Annotated in this window: 14 protein-coding genes; 9 read left to right on the forward strand and 5 right to left on the reverse strand. The window is 41.2% G+C overall.

Translation table 11 applies throughout. The features are described from left to right. Positions 1 to 36: 36 nt before the first annotated feature. Complete coding sequence (trhO, locus tag EGM47_RS02075; RefSeq protein WP_124979105.1) at positions 37 to 1,074, reverse strand: oxygen-dependent tRNA uridine(34) hydroxylase TrhO; 1,038 nt, start codon at positions 1,072 to 1,074, stop codon at positions 37 to 39. Between the two features lie 162 nt (positions 1,075 to 1,236). On the opposite strand from trhO, the gene EGM47_RS02080 reads away from it, so the two are divergent. The 5 genes from EGM47_RS02080 (at position 1,237) to EGM47_RS02100 (ending at position 5,379) form a co-directional block, all read left to right on the forward strand. After that, positions 1,237 to 1,620: a T9SS type A sorting domain-containing protein gene (locus EGM47_RS02080; RefSeq protein ID WP_124979106.1), complete on the forward strand. Its 384-nt coding sequence runs from the start codon at positions 1,237 to 1,239 to the stop codon at positions 1,618 to 1,620. Between the two features lie 95 nt (positions 1,621 to 1,715). Further along, positions 1,716 to 2,729 carry a recombinase RecA gene (recA, locus tag EGM47_RS02085; protein ID WP_124979107.1) on the forward strand — a complete coding sequence of 338 codons (1,014 nt, stop codon included), beginning with the start codon at positions 1,716 to 1,718 and terminating at the stop codon, positions 2,727 to 2,729. A 119-nt stretch (positions 2,730 to 2,848) separates the two neighbouring features. Next, entirely contained in the window at positions 2,849 to 3,259 is a 411-nt protein-coding gene (locus EGM47_RS02090; protein WP_124979108.1) for a hypothetical protein, read from the forward strand. 12 nt (positions 3,260 to 3,271) lie between these two features. Continuing rightward, positions 3,272 to 3,817, forward strand: a complete 546-nt coding sequence (locus EGM47_RS02095; RefSeq protein ID WP_124979109.1) for an RNA polymerase sigma factor — start codon at positions 3,272 to 3,274, stop codon at positions 3,815 to 3,817. 2 nt (positions 3,818 to 3,819) lie between these two features. Further along, positions 3,820 to 5,379 (forward strand): porin family protein, encoded by a 1,560-nt coding sequence (locus EGM47_RS02100; RefSeq protein ID WP_124979110.1) that lies wholly within the window; start codon positions 3,820 to 3,822, stop codon positions 5,377 to 5,379. Positions 5,380 to 5,502: 123 nt separating this feature from the next. Here the strand turns inward: EGM47_RS02100 and EGM47_RS02105 are convergent, their stop codons facing one another. Next, complete coding sequence (locus EGM47_RS02105; protein ID WP_240642098.1) at positions 5,503 to 6,222, reverse strand: lysophospholipid acyltransferase family protein; 720 nt, start codon at positions 6,220 to 6,222, stop codon at positions 5,503 to 5,505. 154 nt (positions 6,223 to 6,376) lie between these two features. On the opposite strand from EGM47_RS02105, the gene dprA reads away from it, so the two are divergent. After that, a complete protein-coding gene (dprA, locus tag EGM47_RS02110) occupies positions 6,377 to 7,474 on the forward strand; it encodes a DNA-processing protein DprA (RefSeq protein WP_124979111.1) in 1,098 nt (365 codons plus the stop codon). Between the two features lie 283 nt (positions 7,475 to 7,757). Here dprA and yiaA read toward each other — a convergent pair whose 3' ends face one another. Next, a complete protein-coding gene (gene yiaA, locus EGM47_RS02115) occupies positions 7,758 to 8,216 on the reverse strand; it encodes an inner membrane protein YiaA (RefSeq protein WP_124979112.1) in 459 nt (152 codons plus the stop codon). 132 nt (positions 8,217 to 8,348) lie between these two features. Between yiaA and EGM47_RS02120 the strand changes: the two genes are divergently transcribed. From EGM47_RS02120 to EGM47_RS02130, 3 genes are all read left to right on the forward strand, one after another. After that, on the forward strand, positions 8,349 to 9,806 hold the full coding sequence (locus tag EGM47_RS02120) for a hypothetical protein (RefSeq protein WP_124979113.1): 1,458 nt from the start codon (positions 8,349 to 8,351) through the stop codon (positions 9,804 to 9,806). A gap of 88 nt (positions 9,807 to 9,894) precedes the next feature. Then, entirely contained in the window at positions 9,895 to 10,509 is a 615-nt protein-coding gene (locus tag EGM47_RS02125; RefSeq protein ID WP_124979114.1) for a thioredoxin family protein, read from the forward strand. Between the two features lie 250 nt (positions 10,510 to 10,759). After that, positions 10,760 to 11,167 (forward strand): hypothetical protein, encoded by a 408-nt coding sequence (locus EGM47_RS02130; protein ID WP_124979115.1) that lies wholly within the window; start codon positions 10,760 to 10,762, stop codon positions 11,165 to 11,167. Positions 11,168 to 11,173: 6 nt separating this feature from the next. On the opposite strand, the gene EGM47_RS02135 is transcribed toward EGM47_RS02130, so the two are convergent. Beyond that, on the reverse strand, positions 11,174 to 12,187 hold the full coding sequence (locus EGM47_RS02135; RefSeq protein WP_124979116.1) for a DUF4837 family protein: 1,014 nt from the start codon (positions 12,185 to 12,187) through the stop codon (positions 11,174 to 11,176). A 5-nt stretch (positions 12,188 to 12,192) separates the two neighbouring features. Further along, entirely contained in the window at positions 12,193 to 13,752 is a 1,560-nt protein-coding gene (locus EGM47_RS02140) for a LysM peptidoglycan-binding domain-containing protein (protein ID WP_240642113.1), read from the reverse strand. Between the last annotated feature and the right edge of the window lie 16 nt (positions 13,753 to 13,768).

Below are 13,768 nucleotides of genomic sequence, written 5' to 3' on the forward strand. Positions count from 1 at the left end.
ATCTGCATTAATTATCGGGGTCTTTTCCCACTGATATTACTCGTGTTTCTTGAAGACTAATTTTTCTGATCTTCCCTTTTTAAAAATATTATTGCTGTTGTAATGCCCAGCTCTGAGGGCTTTTTGTTCTTCCAACGGCAGTTGAATGATATCAGTACATTCCTGGCTACAACAATTTTCAAAATGAGCCTTGCACTCCTCGCATTGGATAAACAGGAGGTGGCAGGCGTCGTTGGCACAATTGGTATGCGTGTCGCAGGGCTTACCACATTGGTGGCAATTGGAAATGACCTCATCACCTATTTTCTCGGCCAGACGCTGGTCAAAAACAAAATTCTTACCGCGGAATTTGTTTTCCAGTCCTTGTTCGGTGACTTGTCTATGGTATTCGATAATACCGCCTTCCAGCTGATAAACGTCCTCAAAACCTTTATGCTTATAATAAGCACTGGCCTTTTCACAACGAATGCCGCCGGTACAGTACATTACTAGCTTTTTATCTTTCTTATGTTCGGCGATCTCCTTTTCGATGATGGGGAGACTTTCTCTAAAGGTATCCACATCAGGCGTCCAGGCATTTTTAAAATGGCCGATTTCGGTTTCATAGTGGTTGCGCATATCCACCAGAACGGTGTTGGGGTCTTCAATCAAGTCGTTGAATTCCCGAGCGGTAACATGCTTGCCTTTATTGGTCACATCAAAGGTTTGATCATCCAGACCATCAGCCACGATTTTGGGACGAACTTTTACCTTGAGTTTAAGGAAACTCTCATTGTCTTGTTCGCGAGCGATATTAAGTCGTACCCCTTCAAGAAAAACAATACTGTCGAGAAATTCTTTGAATTCATCAAAGCGATCACCTGGAACGGAGAGTTGGGCGTTGATCCCTTCATGGGCGACATAAATACGTCCCAAAACCTCCATGGGATCCCAATGTATAAATAAGTAATCCCTGAATAACTGTGGATTACCGATCTGATGATACTGATAGAAAGAAATGGTCAACCGATGTTTTCCGGCGTCCCTGATCAATTGTCGTCTCTCTTCAGCACTTAGTTTGTTATACAGTTGCATGCTATAAACAATTTGGTGTTGAAAATCGATGCAAAGGTACAGAGAATTATCGTTTTGGATCTTTTTGTAAGTTAAAACGACAAATGATCGGTGATATGATGATTTTGATCAATAATTACAAAAAATGAAAACCTTCTAGGGAACGATTTCAAATGAAGCCGCATGTGTAAGGCGCAGCTATTGACGATTCTACACCTGACTCCCAGACTGTTTTTTGGTAGCAATAAAACCGTAAATGAGGACTTCCAAGTGGGGCTAATAGACATCGGTAGTACGGCAGGAGTATCTGATGAATTCACCTCTACGATTGGAGTCTACCCGAACCCAGTGGATGCTGATCTATTGTATTGTAATTTTAGGGAACAACCCGTTTCTGAAATACAATTTGGAATTGATAACACTTTAGGACAGATCGTACAATGTGATGTGCGTCAGGCGATCGACGGACAAATATTTCAAAAAATGACAGACTTATCCTCAGGACTATTCTTTATAAAAGTCAAACAGGAGTATCGTCAGACAACTATGAAATTTATGGTAGAATAAACCTATATCCGTAAATTCATGAATCGTTGATAACCTGCACTGTTTGATGTTGTGAAAGGAGCAGCCAGGATGTATTTTTACCTAAAATTTTTACAATGGCAGACGATAAAGAAAAGGAAGCAAAATTAAAAGCACTGAAACTTACCCTGGATAAGCTGGATAAGGCTTACGGCAAAGGAACAGTGATGAAGATGGGGGACCAACAAGTAGTGGATGTAGAGGCTATTTCAACTGGTTCCTTGGCGCTGAACAGCGCGTTAGGCGTAGGTGGTTACCCACGTGGACGGGTCATCGAAATCTACGGGCCAGAATCTTCAGGTAAAACGACCTTGACCCTTCATGCCATTGCCGAATGTCAAAAAGCAGGCGGTATTGCCGCATTTATTGATGCCGAACATGCTTTTGATAGATTTTATGCTGAAAAACTGGGGATTGACCTGGATAACCTCATCATTTCTCAACCAGATCATGGCGAACAGGCCCTCGAAATTGCCGATAATCTAATTCGTTCAGGAGCCATTGATATCATTGTTGTGGATTCTGTTGCTGCACTGACGCCAAAAAGTGAGATCGAAGGAGAAATGGGTGATAGTAAAATGGGATTACACGCCCGTTTGATGTCTCAGGCGCTAAGGAAATTGACCGGAACAATCTCTAAAACTAACTGTACCGTGATATTCATTAACCAATTACGAGAAAAAATTGGTGTAATGTTCGGAAACCCAGAAACAACTACTGGTGGAAACGCATTGAAATTTTACGCTTCCGTACGTTTGGATATCAGAAGATCCACGCAAATCAAAGACAGCAGTGGCGGAGTTCTAGGTAACAAAACCAGAGTAAAAGTGGTTAAGAATAAAGTGGCTCCACCTTTTAGAACCGCCGAATTTGACATTATGTATGGTGAAGGGGTCTCTAAATTAGGAGAAATTATCGACCTGGGAGTCAACTACGAAATCATTAAGAAAGCAGGTTCCTGGTTCTCTTATGAGGACACTAAACTCGGACAAGGCCGTGATGCCGTGAAGACAATTTTGGCAGATAATCCGGAGCTGGTCGAGGAACTGGAAACTAAAATTATGGAGGCCATCAAAACAGCCCAAGACTGAATTATAACAGAGGTCTCACCATACTAACCGCTTCTCAATGGAGCGGTTTTTTAATATCTACGTATTTTAACGCAACCATTTTGAAATTAATGCATCTATGGTTAAAATGGGTAATTTAAATGAAGGTTAAATTTATATGGATCGGCCTTATTTGTGGCTTGTTTCTGGCATCCTGCTCACTAGATAATGGAGATACCGTTAATATTAATTTTGAAGTAGTACCAGTGGAGAGCGTGGAAATGCCCGCGACTTTCACTTTTGGACAGACTTATGATATTCCGGTGACTTTTAATAGGAATGAATGTCAGGCTTTTGAAGGTTTTACTGTGGAATCAGAGTTAAATCAACGTTCCATAGGCGTTGTGGTAGCCACTCCGGAAGCGGATTGTGGACCCACTGACATCAATGAAACTCGCGACTTGAGGTTTTTGGTAGCCAGTAATGGTTCTTATGTATTTAGGTTTTTTAGTGGGTTTAATCAGGATCAGGAGCCTGAATATCTGGAGTACACGGTAATAGTAGAAGAATGATAGAAAATTAATGTGGGCCAAAAAGAGCTTGTTTATTCTTGTCAGCAGGGCCATCGCAAGGCACAACAAGAGCTGTACAATCTATACGCCTCCAAGTTGTTTGCGAGTTGTGTAAAGTATGCCCCCAATTACCAAGAAGCGCAGGACATCCTACAAGATTCATTCATCACCATCTTTAAAAAGATTCATCAATTTGAAAACAAAGGCTCTTTTGAGGGATGGATGAAAAGAATTACTATCAATACTGCCCTACAGCGGTATCGTGGAGCTAAAGTTTATCAATTGGATCCAGAAGAGCAATTGGAAGATGAAGCAGTTGAAGTAGATGATACTACTGATATCAGTTTGGATAGATTACTGGAGATGATCCAAGACTTACCAGATCGATATAGATTGGTTTTTAGCTTGTATGAGCTTGATGGGTATAGTCATCAAGACATTGCAGAAATGTTAGAAATCAGTACAGGTACCTCTAAATCAAATCTGGCAAGGGCCAGGCAAAGTTTACAGAAAATGATCAGGCAATGGCGGATTTCAGATCAGTCCGATGCCATCTAATTATGAGTGATAAAAAGCACATAGACCGTTTATTTCAAGAGCGTTTCAAGGATTTTGAAATGTCTCCTCCCCCTGGTACATGGGAGGGAATAGAGAAAGCCTTGAATGATGAGAAAAAGAGAGACCTGATTCCCTTTTGGTGGAAATGGGGTGGGATTGCAGCGGCTATAGCTGTACTCGTTACCGCCATATTCATGGGCTTACCTGCTTTGAAAAACCTGAACGAGTCCAGTGCCATAGTGAACGAGGAAGTTCAAGAGACTGATTCTCCTCAGACTGCGACAGAGATTGATCATGATTCCTCTTCTACCAATCGCATAGTTGATCATACTAAAGACAGTCAAAATGTCCAACAAGTAGGACAAACATCTGGCCTAGACGATAATTATACTGGCGTGCAGAACGAGGCTACGCTTAACCAAGCTGTACCAAGCAGCCTTGAACCAGCTCTCCAAAAAAGAACGGCACAACCCTCCAAGGATCATCAATCATTACGACCTGTAGAGGCCCTCGTACAAAACTCCTCTACCAAAAAGAAATCTGTTGAGGATTTAACAATCGTTGGCGCAGAAAAGCAAGACCCAGCAATAAATTCTCTGAATGGCATTGCTCAGGGAAATAACGGTGAGAAAAATAGAGCACATTCTAAGATTTTAACTCAGGGTCTTCACTCCAAAGTCCCTGCCGTCGATAATCCAGCTTCTATAGACACCCTATCTTCCATGGCTGAATCCGATCTGTCTAAAAAAATGCCCTCCAGTTTAGAAGATATCGCCAAAAAGGAGGCGTCAACGGATAGTCTAGAAACCAACGCCTTCAAATCTGGCTGGGCGGTTTCTACTCAGATGGCACCTGTTTTTTCCAATAGCTTGAGCGGTAGCGGTGTCAATACCCAGGTCAGGGATAATCAAACCACTACCGGCGTTAGTATCAGTTACGGTCTTGGTCTGGCCTATCATTTGAGTACTAGATTAACTGTGCGCACAGGGGTGAATAAGATCAACATGAGTTATACTACGCAAGGCATAAAGTACTCGCCCAATAACTTGGCAGCAAGAGGCGTTTCACCAGATATCTCATCTAGTTTTACGCCAAGCAGCATCACTAATGCAGGTGCTGATATTACTAGTGCCGAATCGTTTGCAACTGGATTTGCGGCTACTGAGATATTAAGTCCAACCGATTTTTCAGGATTTGAAGGTGAGCTGTCCCAACAATTAGGCTATATAGAAGTGCCCCTGGAAATTAGTTACAATTTACTTGATGGAGCAAAGCCTTTGCAATTAAACCTATTAGGAGGCTTCAGTGCTCTTTTCTTGACCGATAATAATGTGTTAGTTCAGAATGCAGACCGACAATTGGAACTAGGTCCAGATGCTAATTTCAATGATTTCAACCAAAGTGCCAATATCGGATTGGGATTGGGATATAGATTTAGTAAAAAATTAGGCGCCTTTTTGGAGCCTACCTTCAAATACCAATTGAACACCTTAAAAAATAATTCCGCTGAGTTTAGGCCTTACAGTGTAGGAGTCCAGAGCGGTGTGATTTTTAACTTTTAGTTTGCTGGCTATCATTGTACGCCTGCAGATTGTATTGAAAAAGAAGAATATTGAGGTTGGTTAAATAACTCAATTATTTGCAATGATGACGAGAAGCCGTTCCTGTGCCATGGAGCGGCTTTTCTATTGTTGGTCTGCTTGAAGTTCCTTGAGAATAATGTCCCTTACGCTTTCGCGAAAGCGCACCTTGTCATTGGCCAAATCCATATCCTCCGTGGGTATAATGGCGTGTGTCTTAGCGCGCATCAAGCCAGGACTCCCTTTATAGAAAGCAAATGGAAAACGCTTTTTATTGTCATATAAGGTCACCGGTAGCAATGGTAAACCATGTTCAATAGCCAGGCGAAAAGCACCGTCCTTAAATCCATCTAATGTTAGTGACGGGTCTTCAGGAACACCTCCTTCCGGAAAGATGCAAATCCCGACGCCATCCTTAAGACGTTGTCTAGCACGATCAAAAACTTCTTTACGACTTCTGGGATTGCCACGGTCCACTAGAATACAGGTACGCTTGTAGAAAAACCCAAATATTGGAATCTTTGCCAGTTCTTTTTTTCCAACAAATACAAATGGATTCTTGGAGATCAATAGCATCATCATGATGTCAGTCATACTCGTATGATTAGCCACAAGCATATAACTTTGGATCTTTTGCATCTTTTCTTCCCTGACGATGCGCGGCCAGAATCCCATACCATAAATGATGATGGCCGCCCAGATTCTCGCCACCTTAAAAAATAAGTGGTAAGTAGATTCGGATATGGTCAGGATCAATAAAATTGGGAACATGATCAATATGGGAATTCCCATCAATAGATAGAACCAAATCCGATATAACGGCATTAATATGTATCGCAAAAACTTCAAGACGGGCAAAAATAATCGTTTTTCATTCACTATATACATGTTGTTTTTTGTTGACTATTGGTCTGGATTCTTAAATCCGGGCAAATAGCAAGCTTTATGAGTAGCTGATATGATTAATTTGGTGGCCAAGATGGATAAATCAACGCTCGCCTACTTGCTTGCCCTTAAAAAGGCCCCTTTGATTGGTGATATCATGGCCAAAAAGCTGATTCGGCATTTTGGTAGTGCAAAGGAGGTGTTCAGTCAACCGATGAGACATATATCGGCTGTTGAAGGAATGGGCGATAAAAAAGCTGAATTTGTCAGATATAAAAATGATTTGTTACGGCATGCGGAACGAGAAATTGCCTTTATAGAGCAACATCAAATACATTATCGAATCTATGACCAGGAGAATTATCCACCACGCCTGCAACACTGTATCGATGGCCCAATCGTTTATTTCGAAAAAGGCAATTTTAATCATTCTAATCCCTATGTTTTAAGTATTGTTGGTACCAGGCAAATTACCAGTCATGGCAGTGCCTTTCTCGAGCATCTCATTCAGGAAATTGCGCCACTCAACCCTATTATTGTAAGCGGTTATGCCTATGGTACGGATATACTGGCACACCGACTTGCCATTGAACACGGTTTACAAACGATTGCCGTTATGGCTCACGGACTCAACCAGACCTATCCACGCAACCATGCCAAGTATAACAATGAAATAATGGCAAATGGAGGTTTTGTAACAGATTACTGGCACACCGATAGCTTTGACCGAAAAAATTTTCTGGGCAGAAATCGAATTATTGCTGGATTAAGCGAAGCCACCATCGTGATTGAAAGCGATTCAAAAGGCGGCTCGCTGGTTACCGCAGATTTGGCCTCAGATTATCACAGGGAGGTATTTGCTGTGCCTGGCCGAGTATCTGATAAATATGCCACCGGTTGTAACAACCTGATCAAGCAAGCCAAGGCCCATTTGTTATCCAAGGCCGCAGATATTCCCTACATCCTGGGCTGGGAGAAACCACATACAGTCGTCCAAAAACAATTGTTTGTCAATTTAGAAAAAGACGAACAACGCATCTATGATTATTTACTGGAACGGGATCGCGAATTATTAGACCTAATAGCTCTACATATCAAAATTCCTGTTCACAAAACTGCCTCACTGTTGATGTCTATGGAACTCAAAGGAGTGGTGCGCCCCCTGCCCGGTAAGATGTTCAGTCTTGCTTGACACAGCATTAATAAAATAGAATCAAAGAGATAACTATCAATGTGGTCAAACCAGAGAGGAAGACGCCACCTAAGCTCCATCGATCAAGACCATTCTTTTTATATCTGAATAAACCAATACCAAATAATAACGGTGCTGCGATCATCATGGGTATGATCAATAATTCGTGAATAACACCACCGATGATCCGTGGCCATGAGATGAAAGACTGGCTCCAAACCCAGATGAAAAATAAGCTTGGAATTAGGCAAAGCGTAAAAAATCGACGGCTAGATTTCATAAATTACTCTTCCTTGTCAAAGAATTTGAGATCCCTTGTATTTTTCTGGACAGCAATCGCTGAAAACAGACACAAAAGAAATGACATGGCATAAAAACCTTTTTCACTCAGCTCTAGAGCAGCATTCCACAGCCCGACCACCAGCAACACGATCGCTGCGATGGTAACAAACCAGCTGATACCGTAATAGATTTCTGTGACCGCCACACCTTCTTGTCGGTCCCGAACAGCTTTTTGTAGAGATATAACCGCAAAAAGCCCAAGGAGTAGGATAGCAAAGTAATAGCCTTTTTCATTGAGTTCCATGGCTGCATTCCAAAGTCCGATGCAATAGGCCACCATACCCGTTAATAAAGCGACCCAAGAAGCCCCAATAAAAGCTGAAGTAGGTCTACCATCAAACACTTTTGATGGTTTAGTTGGTTGAATTTCCTTCTCAAATTGAATTTGTTTTGATTCCATGATCATTGATTTAGGATACAAACATCGGTTAGCCTGACCAGTTCAATTCACCAATTTTATTCAATATTACACGATATATTTTATTGAAATAAAATGTAAATCTCTATATTTCAGCGTTTAAATACAGGTAAATTGAACGAATTAAAACAACTCATTGAGGTACTAACGGATGAAGAAGCTGATGCGTTTATAGCTTTCGCGAAAGCGAAAAATAAAAGAAATGATGTTAAGAACATCCTGTTATTCCAATGGTTACGTGCAGGTAAAACAAAAGATTTATCCAAGGAGTTGTATGGGGTCAATAAGTCAGGCGCTTTGTATGCCCTTCAATCTCGGTTAAAGGAGAATTTGATGGAATTTATGGAATCCAAAATCTATGAAAAACAACCCGACCAGAGATTGACCAGGGAATTGGCAGTGGCCCAGCGCCTGCTGCAACGCGGTAAGTATAAATTGGGCCATAAAATTTTACAAAAGACGATTGATAGTGCTACAGGCACAGAATCTCATGCCTCGATCCTACAGCTATTTCAGACCAAGATCAACTACATCGACCAGGGTGCCCAACAAGATTTAGATCAGCTGCTTTGGCAAATGGAGCAAGCACAAAAAAATTATCAGTTGGAAATTGACTTGGTAAAGGTTTGTGCTTTGATCAATCGCGAACTCACCGCAAGTCCTAAACAAGCCCCTCAAATTATCGAGAAATATTTAGAACGCAGCCACCTCCTACCCAACCCCAACTGGTCTTTTACCGCCATGCACCGATTACTGGAAACTATTACTGAGGCTGCTGTAATCAGTTCGAATTTTAGCTTTATAGCAAAATGGTTAGAGGAATTGAATCAATTGCTCGCGATGAAGAAAACTGTAGCGGACCAGCACCCTGTACCCTATCTAGAAATTCTATATCTGCTCGCTGGTTCTTTCATGCGTGTGAGAGATTTCAACGCCTGTGGGAATCTGCTAGAAGAAATGGAACTCGCTATGGAAAGTTTTGGAAAAAGTTTTGTCAAACAGTATAGGGAACCTTGGATGGTGTTGAAGGCGTTACATCTTAATTATACGGGAAATGCGCTCCAGGCCATCGCTTTGATAGACCAAGAACACCATAGCAATCGAAGACTTCACTTGTTACTGGTAACCTTCCATTTCCAGCAAGAAAATTTTCAGCTGTCGAGGAGGTTACTGCGTGATTTTAATCACTCAGATCAATTTTACGTCCATCGCGAAGGGGTGGTCTGGATGATCAAAAAATACTTGTTGGAAATTATGGTTTTCATGGAACTGGGATTACCGGATTTGACCGATTCACGTTTGAGGAGCTTTAAAGGCTTTTTAAAAAAACATGAACATGCGATTGCTGAAGATCGTATTCCGGATTTTGTCAAAGTATTGGTAACTTATAACCAGCAACCAGATCAATTAAGAGAAGCAGCATATCAACAAAAAATACAGCAGTTAATGATGAAACAAGATCTCTGGCGAGAAGATCTTTTCAGTATCAGTTTTTACGCCTTTTTAAAAGCCCGAATGGAAAAAAAGAGTATTTATCAAGCTACACTGGAACTGATTGATCCTGATGTGTGATCCTTTTTAATTTGATACGGGAAGAATTCACCATAATTCATTCTATATACTCTATTTCTTACGCCAATACCTCACCTACATTTGTACCATGAACACTGAGCAAATCATTCAAAATTCCCTGGTAAAAGCCATGACATACCAAGATTACAGATCATTGGTAGAGCATCATGTAAAGGCAGGAACCCATACTGGAGCAGAAATCTCAGAAGCTCTTTCTCAATATACACAACTCAATCACCAGCGCATGAAACGCTTGGACAAAACCATGCGACTCAAGCCTGAGCACCTCAGTTTGCTTGAAGACTTAGATCTAGAAGCATATTTTCTGGTCATTACCGAAAGTTGGTGTGGAGATGCTGCTCAAACTATCCCAATGATCAACAAGGTAGCTACCGCCGCAGGAATCGATTTAAAAATCGTTTTAAGAGATCAAAATCTAGAATTAATGGATGAATTCCTCACAGAAGGAAATCGGGCGATAGCCAAGCTTATTTTAGTTTCTCGTATAGATCATCAAGTATTAGGAACCTGGGGACCACGACCAACTCCAGCAGCATCGATGGTGCAAACAGAGAAAAAGCTGAAGGGAAGGCTATCACCAGCCTTTAAAGAGCGGCTACAGCTCTGGTACAATAAAGACAAGGGCAAAAGCACTGAACGTGATCTGGTCTCCTTGCTACAATCAGCACTGGATAAAATGTAAATAAATTCGTTGAACAACACAGGTTGGTGTCAAAATATTCTTATCGTAGTAATTATTCTCCTACAAATCTTTGACAGGGTCTAGTCAATTGGGCGTGAAAGTCTTAAAATTTATTGAGTTCGTTCTCTGCTAAATTTGATAGCTGGTTGTGCATTAAAAGTCGAGGTAAGTTTACAGGTCTTAACAGTTTCCATCAGGCTTCCCAGCTTATTCTGACTATATTGACCACCAAGTATATTTCCTTGTACCTATGAATACCTTCCATCATTTTGATTTGGGCTATTGCGAACTGTTTATCATGGAAAATTATGTGATCAAACAAGTACGTGAGGGTCAGGTAGTAAAACCAGAAGAAACCAATTTATTTTTGGATGTAGTCCAACAATATTTTAAGGATCGCCCCTTTGTTTACCTGTCTAACCGAGCCTTCAGCTACTCAGTTAATCCAGTAGTTTACTTAAAAGCCGAAAATTTAAATCAGCTGATCGGTATCGGTATCATCGCCCGTGGTAAAGGAGGTGCCGTCAATGCCCAGTTTGAACGTCATTTTTATAACAAGCCTTTTGAAGTATTTGAAGGTTTGAGAGAAGCCATCGATTGGGCGGATGACCTGATCAAAAACCATTCAAGCTCTGCTGGAAGAATGACCAATCTTTGAGGCAGCCTAGTCTTTATCTGCCTTGTCTTCAGTGTCATTAGATTCGATAAAATCTACACTCTTTAGGATAGATTCTATCTCAAATAAATAATCTCGCTGAACAGAATTGGGGGCGCTGACATAACCTTCAATCATCAACCAAGTATTCCTGTCCTTGTTATAGATCGCATAATTGACAAAGGGTCCAGCCATAAATTTATTTTTCACCTCCCAGGTTCCTTTGGTTTCAAAGGCAAATCGGCCATCGATCTGGCTTTCGTTAAGATAAGGTGTAAATATAGGTTCGGTCTGAAAAACGCCTGGTTCATCTACCAGTATTTTTTCGGCGCTGATGGAGTCCCTGACCTTAATAATATCCTTTACCGTATTGGAATCTCTTTTGATGCGTTCAAAAGGAACCTCATAAATCATAAAGTCCATGGTACCTTCCTTAATCCTTCGGCGCAACCAATAAAAATCAGGTTTGATCTCTCCTTTATAGATACCATAGTGATAAGCTCTTGGGAATGTAATGTCTATCCCAAAACTTTTCTGAATCCGATCGGTATTGAGCGCCACCCTTTCCATAAGCTTTTGCTTGCGTTTAACCTCTCCTTTATTAAACACCTGAATAATGTCATCTGCATTTGAAGTGATCAAATCTGCTATATCCTGGGCATCAGTGCCCCTAACTACTACGCCTATCTGCGGATTGGCATAAGCGTTTTTCTTGACGTTGACCATACTGGTATCCTGATCCTTTTTAACCCATAGATAATTCCGGGATTTGGTCAAAATACCTTTAAAGGCGCTGGGTTTTACATGATTGAGGGTGAACAGTGGTTCTTCTCTAACGATACCTAAAATAGGTCGTGCAAATTCCTTTCTTATACTGTCGCCCAACGCTCCTTCCCAATCCTCATTTTCTATCACCACCATGATATCATTGAGACGGCCTATACTATCCTGTACGGTGACGCCGCTATCATCACAACTTACCAAACTAATGGCTAGTAAAAGGAGTAAACAATATTTTCTCATAAGCTTTATTTCAATTTTAAAACCGTTCCCGCTTGAAGGGCTTCAGATTTCTTTGGATTCAACGCTCTGATGGTTGCAATAGTCACGCCATATTTCTGAGAGATCTTCCATAAACTATCTCCACTGCGTACCGTATAGGTGGTAGGTGTTCCAGATGACTTTGAACTTCTTGTAGTTACTGGATTTCTGGGGTGGATGTACAAACGCTGTCCAATACGCAAGTTTGTACTGCGCAATCCGTTCCATCGTTTAATCTGGGACACGCTTACGCCATATTTATTGGCAATTTTGCCGAGATAATCACCACTTTTGACCCGATAAACCACCCGGCTTTCTGCTTTGACGAGTTCTGGTAATGGCTGCTCTCTTTTGTCAAATTCCGCTTTCGCGAAAGCGTAAACCGCCCCCTCATTGCTAACAAACTTTGCTGCATCTCTTAAAGGTAGCCTGAGGTAATAATCTTTGCCAGAGACCACAGGAATAATATCTAGTTTATAGGAAGGATTATGGAATTGAATTACCTCGATATCTTGATCAATAAACTGTGCTACATGTTCCAGAGCAATAGTATGCTTGACCCTGATGGTATCCGTAGCAATGCTTTTATATTCCGTTTGACGCGGTTGGAAACCATGCTCACTGGCATATTTGAACAAATACATCATGGATTGAAATGCCGGAACATATCCTGCAGTTTCTCTAGGCAGGTAATTACGTATATTCCAATAATTCTTGTAACCACCACTGCGCCTGATGGCTTTGTTAACATTACCAGGGCCAGAATTATAGGCGGCCAACACCAGATCCCAATCCCCATACACATTATACAAGCTGCGCATAAATCGACAAGCTGCCTGGGTAGATTTAATTGGATCCATGCGTTCATCTACATATGAATTGACCTCCAGACCATAATTGCGTCCTGTACTGAACATAAACTGCCAAAGCCCGGTAGCTCCTACCCTACTTTTTATTCTAGGGTCCAATGCACTTTCCACAATGGCCAGGTATTTCATCTCCAACGGAATATCATATTGGTCCAAAAAAGGCTCGAAAATGGGAAAATAATAGTCAGACAGCGTCATCAGACGTTCTAGATATACCCGCTGGTATCCCAATTTTTTATTGATTAATTTTTCCAGAATTGGGTTGTAGTCAATTTGAAAAGGAGTGGTCTCATTGATGGCTGCCAAACGAGCCTTCAGCGTATCTGTGGGAAGGCTTTTTTGCACGGTCTCACTATAGTCCATTTGTACAATCTCGTCATACATATAATCGTACATATCATTATTGTACAATTCCTGTAACAACTTGTCGTCAAAAGCATCCACCTCGGGATGCTTATTTAAGGACAATTGAAGCGAATCAACTCCCGGAATTTCTTGAACTGGAATCTCCCTTACGGGCAGCTGACTGAGACTGTCCTCTATCGCCTCTCTTTTCTTATACTCTTCGTAGGTAAGTATTTTGGAATTACTTTGGGTAGAATCTACAGGCGTCTGGGCAACACAAACCACCGTTCCCATTATCATCAATCCAACATTCGCCAAAAGCTTATACCTCATATTACGCTATTATTAA

Source organism: Nonlabens xiamenensis (genome assembly GCF_003865345.1).
Lineage (GTDB): Bacteria > Bacteroidota > Bacteroidia > Flavobacteriales > Flavobacteriaceae > Nonlabens > Nonlabens xiamenensis.